The organism is Streptomyces sp. NPDC057010 (genome assembly GCF_042673805.1).
Classification (GTDB): Bacteria; Actinomycetota; Actinomycetes; order Streptomycetales; family Streptomycetaceae; genus Streptomyces.
The window spans coordinates 135,543-154,542 of record NZ_JBHUSC010000005.1 but is presented as its reverse complement, the minus strand read 5'-3'; the positions used below and the strand labels follow the sequence as shown (position 1 = coordinate 154,542).

The following is a 19,000-nucleotide window of genomic DNA, read 5'->3' as shown; positions in this document are numbered from 1 at the left end:
CACTGGAGGCACCCGCCGATGAGCCCCCCTGACGGAGCGGCGGCCGGGGCGGCGGCCGACATCGCGCGGGACCCCGCCGCGGCACGCGGCGCCGACCGGGCGCTCGTGGAGGCGGCCCGGCACAGTGGCGGGCGCACCGCCGCCGTCCTGGGATGCGCGGTGACCGCCGCCGCGGCGGCACTGGCCGAACCCGCCGTCCTCGGCCACACCCTCGACCTGCTGCTCCGCCGCGATCCGTCGGGCCCGGCCTGGACCCTGCTGTGCGCCGCGGTCATCGCCGCCGAAGTGGCACTGGACGCCGCCGCCGCACGGCTCACCGGCTCCGTGGACGGCCGCACCACCGCCCGACTGCGCAGGCTCGGCCTCGCCCGGCTGCTGCGCACGGCCCCGCACCACGCCGCCCGCCACGCACCGGGTGAAACCGCCGCGCGGCTGACCGCGCACGCCACCGAGGCCGGGAAGGTGCCGGCCGCCGTCGCGCACGCCCTCGCCGCACTGCTGCCGCCGCTCGGCGCGGTGGTCGCACTCCTCCTCATCGACCCGTGGACGGCACTCGCCTTCCTCGCGGGCGTCCCGCTGCTGGTCCTGCTGCTCCGCGCGTTCGCCCGCTCCACGCTGACCAGCGTCTCCCGCTACCAGCAGGTGCAGCTCGCGACCGCCGGCCGCCTCGTCGAGGCACTGGCCGGGGCGCGCACCATCGCCGCCGCCGGCACCGCGGACCGCGAACGCGCCCGGATCCTCGCGCAGTTGCCCGAGCTCGGCACCGAGGGCAGGCGCATGTGGCAGGTCTACGGCGGCACGACCGCCCGGTCCGCGGCCCTCATGCCGATGCTCCTGTACGCGGTCCTCGCCGTCGGCGGCATCCGCCTGTCGGCCGGGGCCATCGGGGTCGGCGAACTCCTCGCCGCCCTGCGCTACGCGGGCCTCGCGGCGGGCGTCGGCGCCGTGACCGGCGGCCTGGCCGCCGTGCTCCGGGGCCGGGCGGCGGCCCGGCGCACCGCCGCGCTCCTGGCGCTGCCCGTACTCGACCACGGCCGGGCGGAGCTGCCCGAAGGGGGCCCCGGCACCCTGGAACTGCGCGGCGTCCGCGTCGTGCGCGGCGGTTCGGCGGTCCTCGACGGCATCAGCCTGGTGATCCCCGGCGGCACCACGGCGGCCGTCGTGGGCCGGTCCGGCGCCGGCAAGTCGCTGTTCGCCGCCGTGGCGGGCCGGCTCACCGACCCGGACGCGGGCCAGGTGCTGCTGGACGGGACACCCCTGCGGCAGCTGACCGCCGAAGCGCTGCGCCGCGAGGTCGGGCACGCCTTCGACCGGCCGGTGCTGCTCGGGGACACCGTCGGCGACGCGATCGCGTTCGGCGCCGGTCCGGACCCCGGCCCGCAAGCCGTCCGCGCGGCCGCCCGTGCCGCGGGCGCCGACCGGTTCGTACGGTACCTGCCCCACGGCTACGGCACGCGCCTGGCCGAGGCCCCGATGTCCGGCGGCGAGGTCCAACGCCTCGGGCTGGCCCGGGCGTTCTGCCGGGCCGGCCGGCTCCTCGTACTGGACGACGCCACCTCCAGCCTCGACACCGTCACGGCCCGCGAGGTGGAGCGGGCGCTCGCCCACGAGGTCCGGCCCGGCACCCGGATCGTGGTCGCGCACCGCCTCTCCGCCGCCGTCCGCGCCGACCTCGTCGTATGGCTTGAAGAAGGGCGGGTACGGGCGACCGGCACGCACGACGAGCTGTGGCGGCACCACCCCGGCTACCGGGCGGTGTTCGCCGCCGACGCGACCACGGGAGCCGAAGGGAAAGAGGAGGCCGCCAGGTGAGCGGGGGCGGGACCCGGCCCCGGGTGGCCCCCGAGGCCCTGCGGTTCCTGCGCGGCCACACGGGAGCCCTGGGACGGCTGGCGGCCTGGTCGCTCCTCGAGTCCGCGCACACGTTCCTCGGCGGCTACGGCGTGGCCCGCGCCCTCGACGACGGCTTCCTCGCCGGCCGCACCGCCACCGGCCTCGCCTGGCTGGCCGCGGCCGGAGCCGGGGCACTGCTCGGCGCCTTCGCGCTGCGCGGCGTGTTCGCCGGGCTCGCGGACCTCGTGGAGCCGCTGCGGGACGGCCTGGTGCGGCGCGCGGTGCGCCAGGCACTGGACCGCGCCGTCGCCGATCCGGCACGGGCCCCCGACACGGGTGCGGTGTCCCGGCTGACCCAGCAGACGGAGATGGCCCGGGACTCCTTCGCGGGGCTGGTCCTCACGACACGCTCGTTCGTGTTCACCGCCGTGGGCGCAGCCGCGGGCATGGCGGCCCTGGCTCCGGTCCTGCTGCTGATCGTGCTGCCCCCGCTGCTGCTCGGCGTGGCCGGCTTCCTGGCCACGCTCCGCCCCATGGCATCCGTACAACGCCGGTCCCTGGACACCGACGAGGCCCTGTCGGACCGGGCGGGGGCGCTCGCGGAGGGTCTGCGCGACATCACCGCCTGCGGCGGACAGGCGGCCGCGGAGGCCAGGGTGGAGCCCCTGATCGCCACCCAGGAGCGGCTGGCACGCGTGCTCGCGCGCTGGGCGGCCCTGCGCACCCTGGCCCTGGGGACGGCGGGCCGGCTGCCGGTGGTCGCCCTGCTCGCCGCGACGCCCTGGCTGCTCGGGCACGGGATCACCGCCGGCACGCTGGCCGGCGGCCTCACCTATGTGGTCCAGGCGTTGCTGCCCGCCCTCAACTCCCTCATGTCGGCCCTGGGTTCCGCCGGCACGCGGCTGCTGGTGGTCCTGGAACGCTTCTGCGAGCCGGCCCCGGCCCCGCCGCCCCCACAGGACTGCCGCCCGCCGGCGCCGCGCGGCCGGGGGACCGGCGCCGCGGCCGAGCTCGGGGGCGTCACCTTCGCCTACGGTCCGGGCGCGGCTCCCGTACTCGACTCCCTGGACCTGGTGGTACGGCCGGGGGAGCACCTCGCCGTGGTCGGGCCGAGCGGCATCGGCAAGTCCACGCTCACCGCACTGCTCGCCGGGATGCTGGCACCCGGGGCGGGCACGGTCCTCGTCGCGGGCGCGGCCGCCCGCCGCGGACCGGGCGCCCGGGGACCGGACCCGCGGCGGACCCTGCTGCCGCAGCAGGCCTACGTGTTCACCGGGACGGTGCGGGAGAACCTGACCCACCTGTCCCCGGACGAAGGCGCCGCCGCGCCCGGGGACGACCGGGTGCGGCGCGCCGTCGAGGCCCTCGGGCTGGCGGGCCTGGTGGAGCGGCTGGGCGGACTGGACGCCGAGGTGTCCCCCCGGCTGCTGTCCCGGGGCGAGAGCCAGCACCTCGCGCTCGCCGCCGCCTACCTCTCGCCGGCGCCGCTGCTGCTGCTCGACGAGGCCACCTGCCACCTGGACCCCCGTACGGAGGAGCGCGCCGAGCGGGCCCTCGCGGAGCGTCCCGGGACCCTGGTCGTGGTGGCCCACCGCGTCTCGTCCGCAGCCCGCGCCGACCGGGTCCTCGTCCTCGACGGGACCCGGGCCGTGTCCGGCACCCATGCGGAACTCCCGGCCAGGTCACCCCTGTACCGCGACCTGGTCGGGGAGTGGAACGGCACCCCGGACGGATGACGACCGGCCGCAGCCGCTCCTGCCGCTGCGGCCGCCGTGGCGGACGGATCAGACCCAGCCCGCCCGCCGGGATATCCGTATCGCGTCGATGAGGTTGCGCGCGCCGGTCTTGCGGGTCGCCGCGGCCATGTAGTTGCGTACCGTCCCGCTCGCCAGGTGCAGCGTCCGGGCGATCTCGGCGATGGAATCGCCCTCCGCCGCCCGGGCCAGCACGCTCAGTTCCCGCGGGCTCAGGGGCACGGGGTCGGCCTCCATGAAGGCGGAGGCCAGCGAGGCGTCGATGAACCGTTCGCCCGCCGCGACCTTCCGGACGGCCCGTACGAGCCGGCCCGGCGAGCCGTCCTTGTCCACATAGCCGCGGGCCTCGGCCCGGAAGGCCCGGTGCAGCGAACCGGGCGCGCCGGTCGACGCGAGGACCAGGACCGGGGACGGGGGCGCCAGGACCTGGCGGTCCGCGCCCCCGTCTTCCGCGAGAACGGCCGTCGTCCCCGGGCAATCGAGGTCGACGACCGTCACGTCTGGTCGTAAGGACTCGGAGCGGCGTGCGGCGGCCCTCCAGCCGGCCGACGTGACCTCGAAGGGCCCTTCCGATCTCAGCAGGGCGGCCAGTGCCGACCTGACCAGGCTGACGCTGTGCAGGACGAGGACCTTCGTCATCGTGTGCTCCCCTCGGTGGACGAACCAGCGGCACCACGCGGGTGCCCCCGTACAGGGGTGATGGAACGTCACTTCGGGGGGCGCGCAGGGGCGTACGCGCAACTTGGCCGACCTTCGCCCTCGGTCCGCGCTCAGACCTCGCCGCGCCAGGCGCCCGTCTCGACCCCGCGCGACTCGATGAACAGCTTGAACCGCTTGAGGTCACCCACCACCTGGCGCTTGACGAAACCGAGCTTGTCGGCCGCCGACTCGGCCAGACCGTCGGGCACCCAGTTCATGCGCACGACGATCCTGGTGGTCGTCGCGTCGATCGGCTGGAACGTGACGAGCCCGGCCTGGTGGGCCTCCCCGTCGATCGTCATCCACGCGACGCGCCGGTCCGGAAGCTGCTCGGTGATCTGCGCGTCGAACTCGCGCTGCACGCCGTTCACGTTCGTCACCCAGTGGGTGAGCGTGTCCGTACGCTGCTCGATGCGTTCGACCCCCTCCATGAAGAGGGGGAACTCCTCGAACTGGGTCCACTGGTTGTAGGCCGTGCTCACGGGGACGTTGACCTCGACATACTCCTCGACGTGCGACATGCGCACCCCTTTCGTGTCGTCGGCGGCCCTACACCCGAAGGCGCGGGTCGTCCGGCAGGACGTCTCCAGGCGCGGGTGCCCGCCCCCGCGGAGCCCATGCGCCGAGCACCGGCCCGGGCCCCCGTGTCAGCTCCGCCCCGCGGGGCAGGCGCGTGACAGCCCGTGCCTCCGTGGCTCCCTGCCGCCTACAACCGCCGAGGAGATATGAACAGCGCACTTCTCCTGCCGACCGCCCTGGGGGGCTCGATCCTGCTCGCCGGCGCGGCCGGCTGGGCCGTCGACCTGCTGTTGCGCCGAGCCGACGCACAGCACCCCGAAACACCCCTGTGGAACCTGCTGCGCCGCTGCCGCCACCCTCTGCAGATCGTGCTGCTCGCCGCGCTGCTCAGGGGCGCCTACCGGCACACCGGATGGCCGCCGCTCCAGGACAACGCGGCCGTCGTGGGCCGGATCCTCTCGCTCACGCTGATCGGTGTGGGCGCCTGGCTGGTCGTGGCAGTGGCCTCCGCCGTCGTCGAGACGGGGTACGCCCGCTACGCCACCGGCACCCGCGACCCGGCCCGGGTGCGCCGGGTCCGCACCCAAGTGACCCTGATCATGCGGGTCGTGACGGTCCTCGTGGGCATCCTCGCGGCCGCCGCGATGCTCCTCACCTTCCCCGGCTTCCGCGCGCTCGGCACCTCCGTGCTCGCCTCCGCCGGCATCATCGGAATCGTCGCCGGCGTCGCGGCCCAGTCCACCCTCGGCAACCTCGTCGCCGGCTTCCAGATCGCCTTCGGCGACATGGTGCGCATCGGCGACACGGTCGTCGTCGACGGCGAATGGGGGGTGGTCGAGGACATCACCCTCACCTTCCTCGCCGTACGCACCTGGGACGAACGCCGGCTCACCATGCCCGTCTCGTACTTCACCACCCGCCCCTTCGAGAACTGGTCCCGCGGCGGCGTCCAGATGACCGGAACCGTCTTCCTCCACTGCGACCACGGCGCGCCCGTCGACCTCATGCGCAAGAAGGTCCGGGACATCCTGAACGACTGCCGGGAGTGGGACGGCCGCGGCTGGGACCTCGCCGTCACGGAGACGACGCCGTCCACCATCGTGGTCCGGGCCATCGTCACGGCCAAGGACGCCGACGACCTGTGGACCGTGCGCTGCGCCGTACGGGAACAGCTGGTCGCCTGGCTCGCGGAACACCACCCGGACGCCTTGCCGCGCATCCTCGTGGACCCGGCGCGTACGGCCCGTGTACGGGAGGCGACGCAGGGCACACGCGGAGGATGACCGTACCCAAGACAGGCGTCCTCGTCCTCGACTGCGCCGAACCCGAGCCCCTGGCCCGGTTCTACGCCGAGCTGCTCGGCGCCACCACGGGTCCGGCGGCCGGAGACGGGGACCTGCTCCTCGTCACCGGCCGCACCGGCGTGGTGCTCGGGATCCGCCGCGATCCGCATCACGCGCCGCCGAGCTGGCCCCTGCCGCAGGACTCCGAGCAGGCCCATCTGCGGATCCTGGTGGCCGCGGACTCCCTCGACGAAGCCGAGCGCGAGGCCGTCGCCCTCGGGGCGCGTCCGGTCGCGGCGGAGGAGGACGGCACCCGGTTGGACAACCGCACGACCCTGCGCCGGTACACCGACCCGGCGGGGCACCCGTTCCTCCTCGCCGCCGTCCGGGACGAGGCCGGGCAGCGGAGCTAGGGGCGGGCCAGTACGTCCTCGACCCGGTGTGCGTAGACGACCCGGCCGCACGGCGAGCCGGCGTCCGTGCAGGTGGCCGTCGTGTCCGCGCGGTGTTCCGTCAGCGACCAGAGGTACTGGGTGCCGCCGCCCGGAACGCTCTGGCCGTGCTCGAAGTACATGTCCTCGGGGCCGACGGCGTTGGTGATGTTGGCCCCGTAGTCCACGAGGCGGCCCCCGGTGACGGTGGCCCGCCGCAGGCTGCCGCTGTGGTCCGTCCAGCTGCGGTTGAAGTAGTAGACCCCGTTGTAGCGCGCCGCGCCCTGGGTGAGGTCGCGCGGCAGGTAGTAGGCGCCCGTCGCCCGGACCACGCCGTTCGTCGCCTTCAGCAGCCCCGTGCCGTCGTCGACGGGCAGCGCCCCGACCCGCCCCTTCTCCAGGTGGGCGTCATCGGAATCGCAGTACTCGCCCATGATCAGCGAGGGGGCGGCGGTGTCGCTGCGGTCGACGGATATGTAGGAGGCCTTGGGCGCGCCCGTCGGTACGCAGGTGACCGCGGACGAGGAGTTGCCCTGGGCGGCGACGAACTTGTAGGAGGCTACCTGGGGCATCACGTACCGGTAGGTGTGGCTGTAGTAGACGCCGCTCTGCCGGCCGATCCTGGTCGCGTCCCGGACGTTGCTCTTCAGCCCGTCGAGCGTGGTGTCGTCCACCGAGGCGTCCTGGTCGTGGTTGAGGTCCAGGATCGCGCGCATGTCGAAGACGCGCAGGCCGTTCATCGTGTCCGCGACGTAGAGGTAGTACTTGTACCAGGCCAGACCGCCGGCGTGGATGTCGATCGCCTTGTAGGAGACGTTGCCGTACGAGTTGTAGTACGGCTCCACCAGCAGCACGTGCCGGTACCGGCGGCCTTCGGGATCGCCCGGGACCTCCGTCTGCGGGTCCAGGAACGACAGCCGCACGCCCTTGTCCTGGCAGGTGTCGGGATCCGTGCCGCACAGCGAGGTGTTCGCCTTGTCGTACCAGGACGCGACCAAGGGCTTGCGGCTGCCCCAGAGTTCGTCGGCCTGGGCGTCCGAGACTCCGGTGAGCCCCTGGGGTATCCATTCCTGGGTGTCGGAGTCACCGCCGTCCCAGCAGAGCTTCTTCGCCGGGGGGAGCACGCCGCCGTTGTCGCCGGTGCCGAAGGGGTCCGTGGTGCACGAAGCGCCGGTCTTCGCGATCCGGTTGCCCTGGTCGAGCAGGTCCTGGACGCCCTGTGTGGGCAGGGCCGCCTTCAGGTCGGCCACGGCACCGCTCAGGTCCGGGCCGGACTTGAGGTCGAAGGCGGAGGCGGTGGCCGGATCGCCGGGGGTCGCCGCCCGCGCGGGTGCGGCGAGGAGGGGCAGTGCGAGGACGGCCGCCGCGAACGCGGCGACCCAGCCGGCGTGCCGGGAGAGCAGGAGTGGGGACGACGTCGTCATTCTCTGACCTTTACTCAGATGGAAGGAGGAATTCCGAGATCATTCCAACCCACCTGACGCACCGTCCAGGGAGCTGCCCGAAATGCCATCCACCATCCGGGAAAGGCGATTTGAGCCCTGCGCTCAGTCGAGCCGGTAGTCGAACCAGATGCGATGGGTGCCGTCGGCCTCGACGGCCATCCCCCCGGCGCCCGAGATCCCCGCCAGCTCGCCGGTTCCGCTGGAGGGCACGATGGTGAAGAACTCCGCGGTGCGGTCGCCGCCGGTCGTCGTCGCCGAGTGCACGAAGTTGAAGGCCCCCTGCCGTCCCCGCAGCGAACCTTCGAACGACTCCATCGCCACATACGTGCCGACGCCGGTCGTCTGGTCGAACGCCGCGGTGAACAGGGTCGCCGAGCGGCCCGCGACCTCCCCCTCGAATTGCTTCTCCATCGTCGAGACACCGACCGGCAGCCCGGTGGACACGGGCGGCTCGGGTGTGAGCTCGGTCGGAACGAACGCTGTGACGGTGAAAGTTGCCGTGGCTCTCATGTGCCAGACCGTACCAACGGGGTCTGACAATGGGTCATGCCCGCGCGCGGTACGCGTCGAGGTCCTGCAGGACTGCGGCCAGTTGGGGCTCGTGCGTACCGGGGTGCGCGGCGGCCAGGGGACGCAGCACGGCCACCGCCTCCTCGGCCGCCTCGAGCGCGTCGCGCCATCTCCCCGCGTCCGCGTGATGGCGGCCGATGCCGGCGAGGAGGAGGGCGAGGAGCGGTTCGTGGCCGAGCGGCGGCGCCCCGCGCATGCGCCGGTGGTACGCCACCGGCTGCGCCGCCGCCTCCAAGGCCTCCGGCCACCGCCCCAGTTGCCCCAGGCACAGGGCGAGGTTCGTGGACGCCTTGGCCAGGGCCGGCTCGTGGGCGGTGGGATCCGCCTCGGCCGGTGCCCGCAGTACGGCGACGGCCTGCTGCGCGTACGGTTCGGCTTCCGCCCACCGCCCCCCGAAGGTCAGGAGCAGGGCCAGGTCGTGCAACGCGCGACCGTGCCTCTGTCCGTACGCGGCGGGTTCTCGGACGGCCAGGCGTCGGGTGAGGACCACGGCTTCCTGCATGACCGCAACCGCCTCGTCCCTCCGGTCCAGCCCCGTCAGCGTGACGGCGAGGTTGTTCAGTGAGTCCGCCAGTCTCGACTCGAAGGCGGCGGGCTGGGCCTCGCACAGTCGGCGGTGGATGCGCACGCCCTCCGACGCGACCCCCAGGGCCTCGGGCGCCCGGCCGGTGCGGGCCCGCCACAGGGCCAGGTTGGACAGCGAAACGGCGAGGCGGGCTTCGTGGGCCCCGGGATCCGCCGCCGCGAGTCGCCGGCGCAGGGCCACCGCCTCCTCACCCACGACGGCGGCCTCCTCCAGGCGTTCCAGGGCGGCCAGGTCCCCGGCCAGACCGGACAGGCCGTTGGCGAGGCCCGGCCGGTAGGCGGTGGGGTTCGCGTCGACGAGGCCTCGGTACAGGGCCACCGCCTCCTCCGACGCGGCCCGGGCTTCCTCCCTGCGCCCCACGGCCGCCAGGGAGTTGCCCAGGTTGACCAGCGAGTCGGCGAGATCGGGCAGGTTGGCGGCGGGGTTCTCGGCGGCGAGCCTGCGCCGGGTCGCCACGGCCCGCTCGGTCGCGGCCAGGGACTCGGCGGTGCGCCCGGTGTCCAGGAGCACATTGCCGTGGTTGTGGAGGAACTGCGCGTCCTCTTCGTCGCTGTAGGGGCCGGTCGCACCCCGCCGCCGGCGGACGGCCGACGCCTCCTCGTAGGCCTTGAGGCTCTCGGCCCGTCGCCCCGTGCCGTTCAGCCAGGTGCCGAGGTTGGTCAGCGTGGCGGCGAGCAGGCTCTCGGGGGACGCGGTCGAGTCCTCCGATCCGTCGGAGCCGTCCGTCTCCACCAGCCGGCGCAGGATGGCCACCGCCTCCTCGGTCGCGGCCACGGCCTCTTGTGCGCGACCCGTCATCCCCAGGCCGGCGCCGAGGAAGTACAGGGCGATGGCGAGCTCGCGCGCATGGGGTACGGGGCGCGAGGCGGCCAGCCGCCGGTGGATCGCCACGGAGTACCCGACCTCCTCCGCGGCTTCCGCGAACAGCCCCGCGTTGATCAGGCGCATGCCGAGGCGCAAGGAGACGGCGGCGTGCACCGCCGGGTCGTCGCTGAGGGAGAACCAGTGCTCGGCGAGCCGGGCGGTGAAGGCGGCGATGCCCGGGTCGAGGTCGACGTGGCGCTCGGGGAAGGGGAAGCGGGCCTCCACGGCCTCCAGCAGTGCGCCGTCGATGTCCTCGAGAGCGGCGAGGGCGGTCAGGGCGGCGCTGCCGGCCTCCACCGCGAGCCCGGGGTCCTCCCGCAGGAGCGGATAGAGGTGGCGGGGGCCCAGATGCGGCCAGCGGTGGGCCGCACTGGCCAGGAAGGTGACCGCCCGGGCCGTCCAGGGGGGAGCGGGCCGGGTGCCGTCCCCCCTGGACAGCAACGCCGTCGCGGTGGCGCCCGCCCAGCCCTGGGCCGGGTAGTCGGCCTCGTGGCCCGGGAGCGTCAGGGCGAGGAAGTCCTCGGCGAGGCGGTCCGGGTAGAGCGGCTCCAGCACCGTGGGCCGGCCGGGATCGGCCGGCGGGTAGCAGAGGCCGTGATCGGCCAGGACGCGCTCGGGAGGCGGGTGGCGGTGGTGCCGGGGGTGCGGGTCCAGGGAACCGATCACCGCGGTACCCCGGGCGGGCTCCAGCGCGCCGGTGAGCACGGCACTGAACACCGTCCGGTTCATCACGTGCGGCGGCGTGCGGTAGGTGCGTCCGGCCGGGTCGAGGTCGTGGGTGGAGTCGCCGTAGAGGCGGGCCCAGTGCAAGTGTTCCCGGTCCAGGAGGTACGTGGTCAGCCCGGCCATGTCGGGTGGCGGCCGGCGGCCCGCGGCATGGGCGTCGACGGCGACCAGGGCGGCGATGTGGACCGCCAGGACGAGGCCGAAATCCGGGTGGTCCAGCGGCCCCGGCGGTACGACGGTGGCCGTGGCGGGCAGGTCGTAGCGGGCGGCGAAGCCGGCGCGGGCGGCCCGGAACATCCGCGCGCGCGGCCCGTGTGCCTCGGGCGGCAGCGGCTGGAGGAGCTGGGCGGAGGTGCCCGCCTGGTGGTTGGCGAGCGCGGCGCGCACGGCGGGCCAGGTGTCGGCGGTCCGGGCCAGCAGCAGGACGCGCGTGCGCACGCCGGGGAGGTGGAGCACGGCATTGCTGAGCAGCCAGGTCAGGTGGGTCAGCGGCCAGCGGTCGGCGTAGTCGACGACGAGGAGCAGACCGCGGGCACCGTTCAGCCGCAGGTCCTGGCTGCCGGGCGGGGGCAGCACGGATCCGGGGCCGTGGGTCGCGGTCACGGTCTTCCAGCCGGCGGCCTGCGACCGGGCGGCGAACTCGGCGACCAGGCGGGTCTTGCCCTGCCCGCCCGGGCCGTGCAGCCAGCGGGCGCCGAGCCTCGGCCCCTGGTCCCGCCACCGGTCCAGCTCACCGAGCTCGTCCTCGCGGCCGGTGAACTCCACCACCGCGAACCGGGCGTTGAGCATCCTGCTGGGCATCTCCCGCAGCCACTGCGGGTCGGTCGGGGGCGGTGGCCGCCAGTTCTCGAGTACGTAGAGCGGGGTGCCGTCCCCGAAGACGTGGATGTCGGCGCCGACCACCCCGTAGGCGAACCCGCCTTCCGCCCTTACGACCTGGCGGGATCCCGCCGCCGCATCGTCGCCGGTGCCGGCCGCGCTCATCCGACCTGCGCCGTGGCGGCGGTGGACGGTGCCGTCATCGCTTCCTCACACACCAGTCCTCCTCGACCGGGAACGCGGATCGTGCTCACGTCAATGATCGCGTCGGACGAGCCGGTTGGGTATGGCCCCGCCGGCCACGGGTGCGGCGACCATCGGTGATCGATCGGCAGCGGAATGTGACCAGGAGGCGGTCGCGTGCGGACCGGCAGACGATGGATCTGTGGAGAACATCCCGGTCGACGACCTGATCAGCGGCGCCGCCCAGGCTGCCGGCGGATGGCTGGGCGCGCTGCCGGTCGCGCTGGTGGCGACCAGCGCCGACGGGACGATCGTGCGCTGGAACCAGGTCGCCCAGGAACTGCTGGGATACGCCCCTCCGCAGATCGTGGGGCGCCACATCGCGGACCTGCTCCATCCGGGATCCGACCGCAGCCTGGGCCGCTCCCTCTGGGAGGCCGCGGCCACGGGGCGCGGCGTGATGGGCACGGTGACCGCCTGGCACCGCGACGGCCACCCGCTGGAGGTGGAGATCTGGGCCTCTCCCGTCTCCGACCGCGGGCACGGCGCGGCCACGGTGCTGGTCTTCGCCGCGGACGCCCACGCGGCACGGCGCATCCGCGGCTCTTCGGCGGTCTGGGACGGCCTGTTCGCCCGCTCCCCGGTCGGCATCGCCGTCCTCGACACCCAGCTGCGGTTCCTGCAGGTCAATGCGGCTCTCGAAGCCATGAACGGCCTGCCGGAGTCCGCGCACGTGGGGCGCCGCCTGGCCCAGATCCTCCCGGAGGTGAACGCCCACGAGATGGAGGAGGCCATGGTGCAGGTGCTGGAGACCGGGCAGCCGCTGCTGGACCGCCGGCGCGTCGGGCGGACGCCGGCCGAACCGGACCACGACCGGGTGTGGTCCTGCTCCTACGTCCGGGTCGAGGATCCCGCCCGGATGCCGATCGGGGTCATCGCCTCGCTCGTCGACATCACCGAGCAGCAGCGCGACCACGTGGAAGCCGAAGCGGGCCGGCGCAGGCTCGCCATGCTCAGTGAGGCCAGCATCCGCGTCGGCTCCAGTCTCGAGCTGGAGCGCACCGCACAGGAACTCGCCCATCTCGCCGTGCCGCGCCTGGCCGATGCCGTCACCGTGGACGTCCTGGACGCGCTGGCGCGCGGGGACGAGCCCGGAACGGGGCTGGCAGGCGGGGTCGCCCTGCGCCGCCTCGGCAAGGCCCCGCTGTCCGGATCCAGGGTGACCGACATCCTCGCTCCCCTCGGAGGGACCCTCGTCTTCCCCGCGGCCGCCCCCTACACCCAGGCCCTCGCCGCCCGGCAGTCCTTCCTGATCGCCCGACTCGACGAGCAGGCCATCGCCCCCGCCGCCCGCCACTCGGCCAAACCCGCGCAACTGCTCGCGGTGGGCGTGCACTCGTTCATCATGGCGCCCCTGGTGGCCCGGGAGACGGTGCTCGGCGTCGCCACCTTCTACCGCACCCGCCCGATCGGCCCCTTCGGATCCGAAGACGTCACCCTCGCCGGTGAACTGACGGCCCGCGCCGCGCTCAGCATCGACAACGCGCGGCTCTACCACCGTGAGCACGAGACCGCCGTCATCCTCCAGCGCAGCATGCTCCCCCAGCACATCACCCCGCCCGCGGGCATCGCGGTCAGCCACCGCTACCTCCCCGCGAGCGACGTCAACGAGGTCGGCGGTGACTGGTACGACGTCCTGCCCCTGGCCGGCGGCAAGGCGGGCCTGCTCATCGGCGACGTCATGGGGCACGGCATCGCCGCGGCCGCGGTCATGGGCCGGCTGTCCGCCTCCGTACGGGCCCTGGCGCGCCTGGACCTGTCGCCCGTACGGCTGTTGCACCAGCTGGAGGCGGCCCTCGGCGATCTGGCCGAGCCGATGCTGGCCACGTTCCTCTACATCGTGTGCGACCCGGCCACCGGGCACTGCACCGTCACCCGGGCCGGACACCCGCCGCCCGCACTCGTGCTCCCCGACGGCACGGTCCAGCTCCTGGACACCCCGCCCGGCGCCCCCCTGGGCGTCGGGGGCGTCGCCTTCACCCCCACCGAGTTCGACCTGCCGGCCGGGAGCCTCCTCGTGCTCTACACCGACGGACTGATCGAAGCCCGCGGACGCGACCTCGACGAACGGCTCGCCGAACTGACGCAACTGCTCGCGGATCCCGGGCGGCAGCTGGACCACGTGTGCGACTCGCTGATCACCCACCTCGTTCCGGCGGCGGCCGATGACGACGTCGCGCTGCTGGTCGCCCGCGTCGGCGGCTAGGGCGGGTACCGCGCGGCGGACGCCCGGTTGGTGTGAACCCACGGACCGGCCGGGGCGGGAGCCGGAAATCTCATGGTTTCCCCCAGTAGGTCCACAGAAGTCAGCCCCGATACGTTCAGCACGTCCTGGAAGTGTTGAGCGGGGGGTTGTCGTGGGCGCTGTGGCTTCCGTGCTGGTGGCGTCGGTCCTGTGGGGAACCGTGGGACCGGCGCAGATCTGGGCCGACACCGGGGTGCACCCGGCGTCGCTGGGCGCGGCCCGGATGCTGCTGGGCGGGCTCGTGCTCACTGTGCTGACGGTGCGTCCGAAGGGGCTGCGCACGCTGTGGCGGCCCGGCGCACGGCGGTGGGTCGCGCTGTGCGTGCTGGTCACGGCCGCTTTCCAGGTCTGCTTCCTGGAGGCGGTCGAGCGCTGCGGGGCGGCTCTGGCGACCGCGGTCGCCTTCGGGACCGTGCCCGTCGTCAGCGGTCTGTGCGCGCGACTGCTCTCCGGGGAGCGGCCCACTGCGCGCTGGCTGTGGGGGACGGCCTGCGCGGTCGCCGGGATCGGACTGCTCCTGCTGCCCGGCAGTGGGGCCCGCGCGGATGCGCTGGGTGTGCTCGGCGGTGTGGTGGCGGGGGCGAGCTTCGGCGTCTACATCGCCGCCACCAAGGAACTGGGCGCGCGGGGTGCGGATCTGGGCGCCGCGGCTCCGGTCAGCGTGCTGTGCGCGGGGCTGCTGGTCTCTCCGTTCCTGCTGGTGGCTCCCGAAGGGCTGGCCGCCCCGCGCGCGGTCGCGCTGATCGGCTGGCTGGGGCTGGGCACGACCGCGCTGGGCTATCTGCTCTTCACCCGCGGAGTCGGGCGGCTCAGCGCCGCCACCACGGGGACGCTGAGCCTGACGGAACCGCTGGTCGCCACCGTGCTCGGAGTGGCGCTGCTCGGCGAGCGGCCGGGGCCGCTCGCCGCGGCCGGCGCCGCGCTGCTGCTGGGCGGGCTCGCCCTGGTGTCCGTGCCGCGGCGCCGCCGGGCCGAGCCCGAGCCGGACCCGGCGCCCGTCACCGGCTGAGCGGACCGGTCAGCGGTCCTGGTACGAGGTCATGTTCTCGCGCACCCTGGACGAGAAGAACATCGGGCCGACGGCGTCGGCCCAGGCCATCCCCTCCAGGGTCAGACCCAGCGTGCCGTCCTTCTCCCGGAGCCAGTTCTTCTCCAGCAGGGTGCCGAGCTGGGGTGCGAAGTCGTCCTCGAACCGCGTGGCGAACCGCTGCTCGTAGTCGGCGACCCGCAGGCCGGTCGACTCCAGCAGGTGCTGCAGTACGTACATCCGGCGCCGTTCGCCCTCGTCCATCCGGAACGCCCACTGCGCGCGCTCGAACTGCTCGGTCGGGGTGGCGATGTAGTCGTCGATGATGCGCCGCACCTCGGGGACCGCGACCGCGTAGTCGGTGGTGTAGTGCAGGTCGGTGGTGAACGAGCGGGCGCCGACGCCGAGACCGACCATTCCGGCCTGCTGGTTGTACTCGCTGATGCTGCTGCCGTCGGTGTCCTCCACGGCGGCGGTGCCCAGGCGCCTGAAGACCCGCATCGAGGTCTGCTCGTAGCCCGCCGAGAGCAGGTAGTCGCGGCCGTAGCGGTACAGCCGCAGCCGCTGGTCGTTCCAGTCCTGGAGGGTCTTGGCGTGGCGGGTGCTGAGCCCGGTCAGCGGGCGCACGTACAGCGGGTAGAGGTAGACCTCTTCCGGCTGCCAGGCCAGCGCGGCGTCCAGGGAGACCTTGAAGGTGCGCTCGGTCTGGCCGTCGATGCCGTAGATGAGGTCGATGTTGAGGACGGGGAAGTTCGCGTCCTTGAGCCGGGCGAGGGAGGCCTCGACCTCCTCGCGCTTCTGCGGGCGCACGGCGGCGCGCGCCTCCTCGTCGATGAAGCTCTGCACCCCGATGCTCAGCCGCGTCGCGCCGCGCTCCGCGAGGACGGCGATCCGGTCGGCGGTGGCCGTGGCCGGCGAGGTCTCCACCGACCAGGAGGCCGCCTTCAGGTCGGCGCCCATGACGCCCTCGCAGATGTCGCAGAGCCGCTCCAGCTCGGCCGCCGTCAGGTAGGTGGGCGTGCCCCCGCCGAACGCCGCGAGGGGGAACCGTATCGGCTCGCCCTTGGCCTCCAACGCCCGTCTGGTGACGCGTGCCTGGCGCTCCAGGGTGTCGAGGAAGGCGCTGGTGACGTCCTCGGGAGCGCCGGTGCGGGTGAACAGGTTGCAGAAGCCGCACCGCATCTCGCAGAAGGGTATGTGCACGTAGAGCGAGAGCGCGTCGAGGCGTTCCTTGGACCACAGGTCGCTCAGGAGCGGGCCGTCCTCCAGCAGGCGGTAGGCCTTCTGGTGGGGGTAGGCGTACACGTACTGCTCGTACGGAGTCTCCGGCTCGCCTGCGGGAACGGGGCTGGGGACGGAGGGCATGGGGAGGTTAACTGTCGTCGCCATGGCTGGATGTGACTCACTCTCAGAAACAGAAGATAGCTGTTCGTGACGAGTCGTCACTGTAGGGTGGCGTCGAGTTCATTTCTGTAGTGCGATTCGCACAAATTGGGTTTGCGTATATAGATCTTCATATGTACTTGTTTGGAAGTGGGTCGGTTCTGTCCTGAACTGAGGTTCCGTATCCGTCATGAAGAGACTTCTCATAGCCGCGGGCGGGGGCGGCGACGCCATCACCGCGGCCGTGGTGCACACCGCCCTGCACGGAGCGGAGGCCCCTGCCCTCGTCCTGACCTACGCGTGGGAGCGGCTGGTCGTCGACCCCGTCCCCGGACCGCGCCGCGCCAGCGACTTCACGGGCACGGAAACGGCCGCCCCGGACCTCGCACTGGTCACCGCGGCGACCGCGCCCGTCCCCCCGGCCGGCTCACTGGTCCCGCGCCTGGCGGCCGACTTGCGTCCGAGGCTCGGGCTGCTCGACCCGTACGGGGGCGCGCTCGGCCTCGCGCGGCAGATCGGCGCGGCCGCCCGCTGGTGCCGGGCCGAGCGCATCGACATCGTCGACGTGGGCGGCGACATCGTGGCCCGCGGCGACGAGCCCACCCTGCGCAGCCCCCTCGGAGATGCCCTGGCCCTCGCGGGCTGCGCGGCGACGGGGATCGACACCACCGTGTACGTCGCCGGGCCCGGCCTCGACAACGAGGTGCCCCTGCCGGAACTCCTCCCCAGGCTCGGCGAGCCCGCGTTCGCCCTCACGGCGGCGCACACCGGGGGAGTGCTGGGCGTCTTCGACTGGCACCCCTCGGAGGCGAGCGCACTGCTCGTCGCGGCTGCCCGGGGGGTGCGCGGCGTCTGCGGCACCCGGGACGCCCCCCGCCCCGTCCTCCTGGACGACTCGGCGCGCCAGGTCCACCGCCTCACGCTGGAGCGGGCGCTCGAACTCAACCCCCTCGCCCGCGCACTCGCCGGCTCCGCGAGCCTGGACGACGCGGAGGCGGCCTCCCGCGCGGTGTGCGGCTTCTCGGAGATCGAGCGGGAACGCCACCGCGCGGCGCACCCCGAGGCGGCGCCCGCACCGCGGACGGGCCGGGAGGCCGGGAGCGTCCGCGCCCGGTTCGCCGCCTGGGAGCGCGGCACGCTGGCCGGCGGCATCGCGTACGTCACCAGCCGCAAGATCGCCGAGGAGCTCGACCTGACCGTCGCGGAGGCCCGGTACTTGTTCGCCCTGCTGCGAACGGAGGCTCCCGGGCGGCAGGCGCCGCCGCTGTGGCGGCTGAACGGCGCGCGCCCTGACGCGGCTCGGATCGCTCAGGGAGTGGACAGGGCGGGTGCGTCGAACGGGTCGTAGTGGATGCGTTCGGGCAGGGTGCCGTTGAGGGTGAGCGTTTCCCTGGCGGAGACGACCATCGGGGCGGGGCCGCTGAGATAGACGTCGTGGTGGTACCACGGCCCGTACTCGGCCAGCACCTCCGGCAGGGAGCCGCGGATCCCGGGCACGTACTCGTCGGAGACCGCGCCCCTGATCGTCAGCCAGTGGTGTCGCTGGGCCATGCGGAGCATGTCGTCGACTCCGTACAGTTCGGCGGCGGTCCGGGCGCCGAGGAACAGGTCGACCTGGTGGTGGCCGCCGCGACGGGCGACCTCCTCGACGAGCGCGCGGATCGGGGCGAGACCGGTGCCGCCGGCCACGCAGAGCAGCTCGCCGTATTCGGCGGCGTCCAGGACCATGTCCCCCATCGGGGGGCCGAGCTGGACCACGTCGCCCACGGTCGCCCGCTGCACCAGTGCGGTGCTGACCGAGCCGCCGGGGACCGCCCGCACGTGGAAGGTGAGGGTGCCGTCCTCGCGGGGTGCGTTGGCGGGGGAGTAGTAGCGCCACCGCTTGGGCCACCAGGGGGTCTCGATGCTCAGGTACTGGCCTGCGGTGTACTCGTAGGAGGTGTGCGGCCGTACGGTGATCTCCGCGATGCCGTTGCCGCGGGAGACGCGGTGGACGACCGTGGCGGGCCGGACGGCGGGCCGTAGCGCCTCATCCTCCTCCGCCGCATCGATCATGACCTGGGCGACCGCCCCGTAGGCCTTGGTCCAGGCTGCGGCGATGTCCGTGGTCCACGCGGAGCCGGCGTAGCGGGCGAGGGAGGCGAGGAGGCACTCGCCGACGGCCGGGAAGTGAGCGGCCAGGGCGCCGAATTTGCGGTGGTCGCGTCCGAGGTGTCCACAGAAGCGGACGAGGCCCTCCGGGTCGTCGACCAGGTCCACGATGCGCAGCAGCGCGCGCAGCAGGCGGCCGCGCTGCGCGTCCATCCCCGGAGGGAACATCGGACGGACCTCGGGGTGGCGGGTGAAGAGGATGGCGTAGAAGTAGACCGTCATCTCCGCGGCCAGCGGCTCGACCACCGAGACCGAGGCGCGTATGAGGTCTATTTCGCGGGCCGACAGCGGTCCTTGGGGGGCTTCCGGCTCCGCGGGGTGCGGGACCGGGCCGGGCGCGGGTGCGTAGTTCGCACGGTTGAGCCGGAATCTCAAGGCAGCGCTCCTCTGCCCGCTGTGCGGGACGACTCACCGGATGACCG

Annotated in this window: 14 protein-coding genes; 7 read left to right on the top strand and 7 right to left on the bottom strand. The window is 73.8% G+C overall.

What is annotated here, in order from left to right:
• Positions 1-18 precede the first annotated feature (18 nt).
• Complete coding sequence (locus tag ACFTXQ_RS08265; protein WP_382637037.1) at positions 19-1,812, top strand: ATP-binding cassette domain-containing protein; 1,794 nt, start codon at positions 19-21, stop codon at positions 1,810-1,812.
• The gene (locus tag ACFTXQ_RS08260) at positions 1,809-3,569 is read left to right on the top strand and encodes an ATP-binding cassette domain-containing protein (protein ID WP_382637035.1); all 1,761 of its coding nucleotides are present in this window, start codon (positions 1,809-1,811) and stop codon (positions 3,567-3,569) included. Before ACFTXQ_RS08265 ends, ACFTXQ_RS08260 begins: the two co-directional genes overlap by 4 nt.
• A 48-nt stretch (positions 3,570-3,617) precedes the next feature.
• On the opposite strand, the gene ACFTXQ_RS08255 is transcribed toward ACFTXQ_RS08260, so the two are convergent.
• Together ACFTXQ_RS08255 and ACFTXQ_RS08250 are read right to left on the bottom strand one after the other, a co-directional pair.
• Positions 3,618-4,226, bottom strand: coding sequence for a response regulator transcription factor (locus ACFTXQ_RS08255; protein ID WP_382637034.1), 609 nt, complete (start codon positions 4,224-4,226; stop codon positions 3,618-3,620).
• A 131-nt stretch (positions 4,227-4,357) separates the two neighbouring features.
• Positions 4,358-4,807 (bottom strand): SRPBCC family protein, encoded by a 450-nt coding sequence (locus ACFTXQ_RS08250; protein ID WP_382637032.1) that lies wholly within the window; start codon positions 4,805-4,807, stop codon positions 4,358-4,360.
• 204 nt (positions 4,808-5,011) lie between these two features.
• Between ACFTXQ_RS08250 and ACFTXQ_RS08245 the strand changes: the two genes are divergently transcribed.
• Complete coding sequence (locus ACFTXQ_RS08245) at positions 5,012-6,088, top strand: mechanosensitive ion channel family protein (RefSeq protein ID WP_382637030.1); 1,077 nt, start codon at positions 5,012-5,014, stop codon at positions 6,086-6,088.
• Complete coding sequence (locus ACFTXQ_RS08240; RefSeq protein ID WP_382637028.1) at positions 6,085-6,501, top strand: VOC family protein; 417 nt, start codon at positions 6,085-6,087, stop codon at positions 6,499-6,501. The genes ACFTXQ_RS08245 and ACFTXQ_RS08240 overlap by 4 nt, the downstream gene beginning before the upstream one ends.
• Here ACFTXQ_RS08240 and ACFTXQ_RS08235 read toward each other — a convergent pair.
• From ACFTXQ_RS08235 to ACFTXQ_RS08225, 3 genes are all read right to left on the bottom strand, one after another.
• Positions 6,498-7,943 carry a hypothetical protein gene (locus ACFTXQ_RS08235; protein WP_382637026.1) on the bottom strand — a complete coding sequence of 482 codons (1,446 nt, stop codon included), beginning with the start codon at positions 7,941-7,943 and terminating at the stop codon, positions 6,498-6,500. The genes ACFTXQ_RS08240 and ACFTXQ_RS08235 overlap by 4 nt on opposite strands.
• A 123-nt stretch (positions 7,944-8,066) precedes the next feature.
• Positions 8,067-8,474, bottom strand: coding sequence for a DUF3224 domain-containing protein (locus ACFTXQ_RS08230; protein ID WP_382637024.1), 408 nt, complete (start codon positions 8,472-8,474; stop codon positions 8,067-8,069).
• A 34-nt stretch (positions 8,475-8,508) separates the two neighbouring features.
• Positions 8,509-11,694 (bottom strand): tetratricopeptide repeat protein, encoded by a 3,186-nt coding sequence (locus ACFTXQ_RS08225; protein ID WP_382637023.1) that lies wholly within the window; start codon positions 11,692-11,694, stop codon positions 8,509-8,511.
• Positions 11,695-11,914: 220 nt separating this feature from the next.
• On the opposite strand from ACFTXQ_RS08225, the gene ACFTXQ_RS08220 reads away from it, so the two are divergent.
• Positions 11,915-13,978 (top strand): SpoIIE family protein phosphatase, encoded by a 2,064-nt coding sequence (locus tag ACFTXQ_RS08220; protein WP_382637021.1) that lies wholly within the window; start codon positions 11,915-11,917, stop codon positions 13,976-13,978.
• Positions 13,979-14,129: 151 nt separating this feature from the next.
• Positions 14,130-15,026 (top strand): DMT family transporter, encoded by an 897-nt coding sequence (locus tag ACFTXQ_RS08215; protein WP_382637019.1) that lies wholly within the window; start codon positions 14,130-14,132, stop codon positions 15,024-15,026.
• Between the two features lie 9 nt (positions 15,027-15,035).
• On the opposite strand, the gene ACFTXQ_RS08210 is transcribed toward ACFTXQ_RS08215, so the two are convergent.
• Positions 15,036-16,433, bottom strand: coding sequence for an STM4012 family radical SAM protein (locus ACFTXQ_RS08210; protein ID WP_382637018.1), 1,398 nt, complete (start codon positions 16,431-16,433; stop codon positions 15,036-15,038).
• A gap of 184 nt (positions 16,434-16,617) precedes the next feature.
• Here ACFTXQ_RS08210 and ACFTXQ_RS08205 point away from each other — a divergent pair, with 184 nt between their 5' ends.
• The gene (locus ACFTXQ_RS08205; protein ID WP_382637017.1) at positions 16,618-17,775 is read left to right on the top strand and encodes a DUF1152 domain-containing protein; all 1,158 of its coding nucleotides are present in this window, start codon (positions 16,618-16,620) and stop codon (positions 17,773-17,775) included.
• Here ACFTXQ_RS08205 and ACFTXQ_RS08200 read toward each other — a convergent pair.
• Complete coding sequence (locus ACFTXQ_RS08200) at positions 17,736-18,953, bottom strand: globin domain-containing protein (protein WP_382637015.1); 1,218 nt, start codon at positions 18,951-18,953, stop codon at positions 17,736-17,738. The genes ACFTXQ_RS08205 and ACFTXQ_RS08200 overlap by 40 nt on opposite strands.
• Positions 18,954-19,000: the final 47 nt, after the last annotated feature.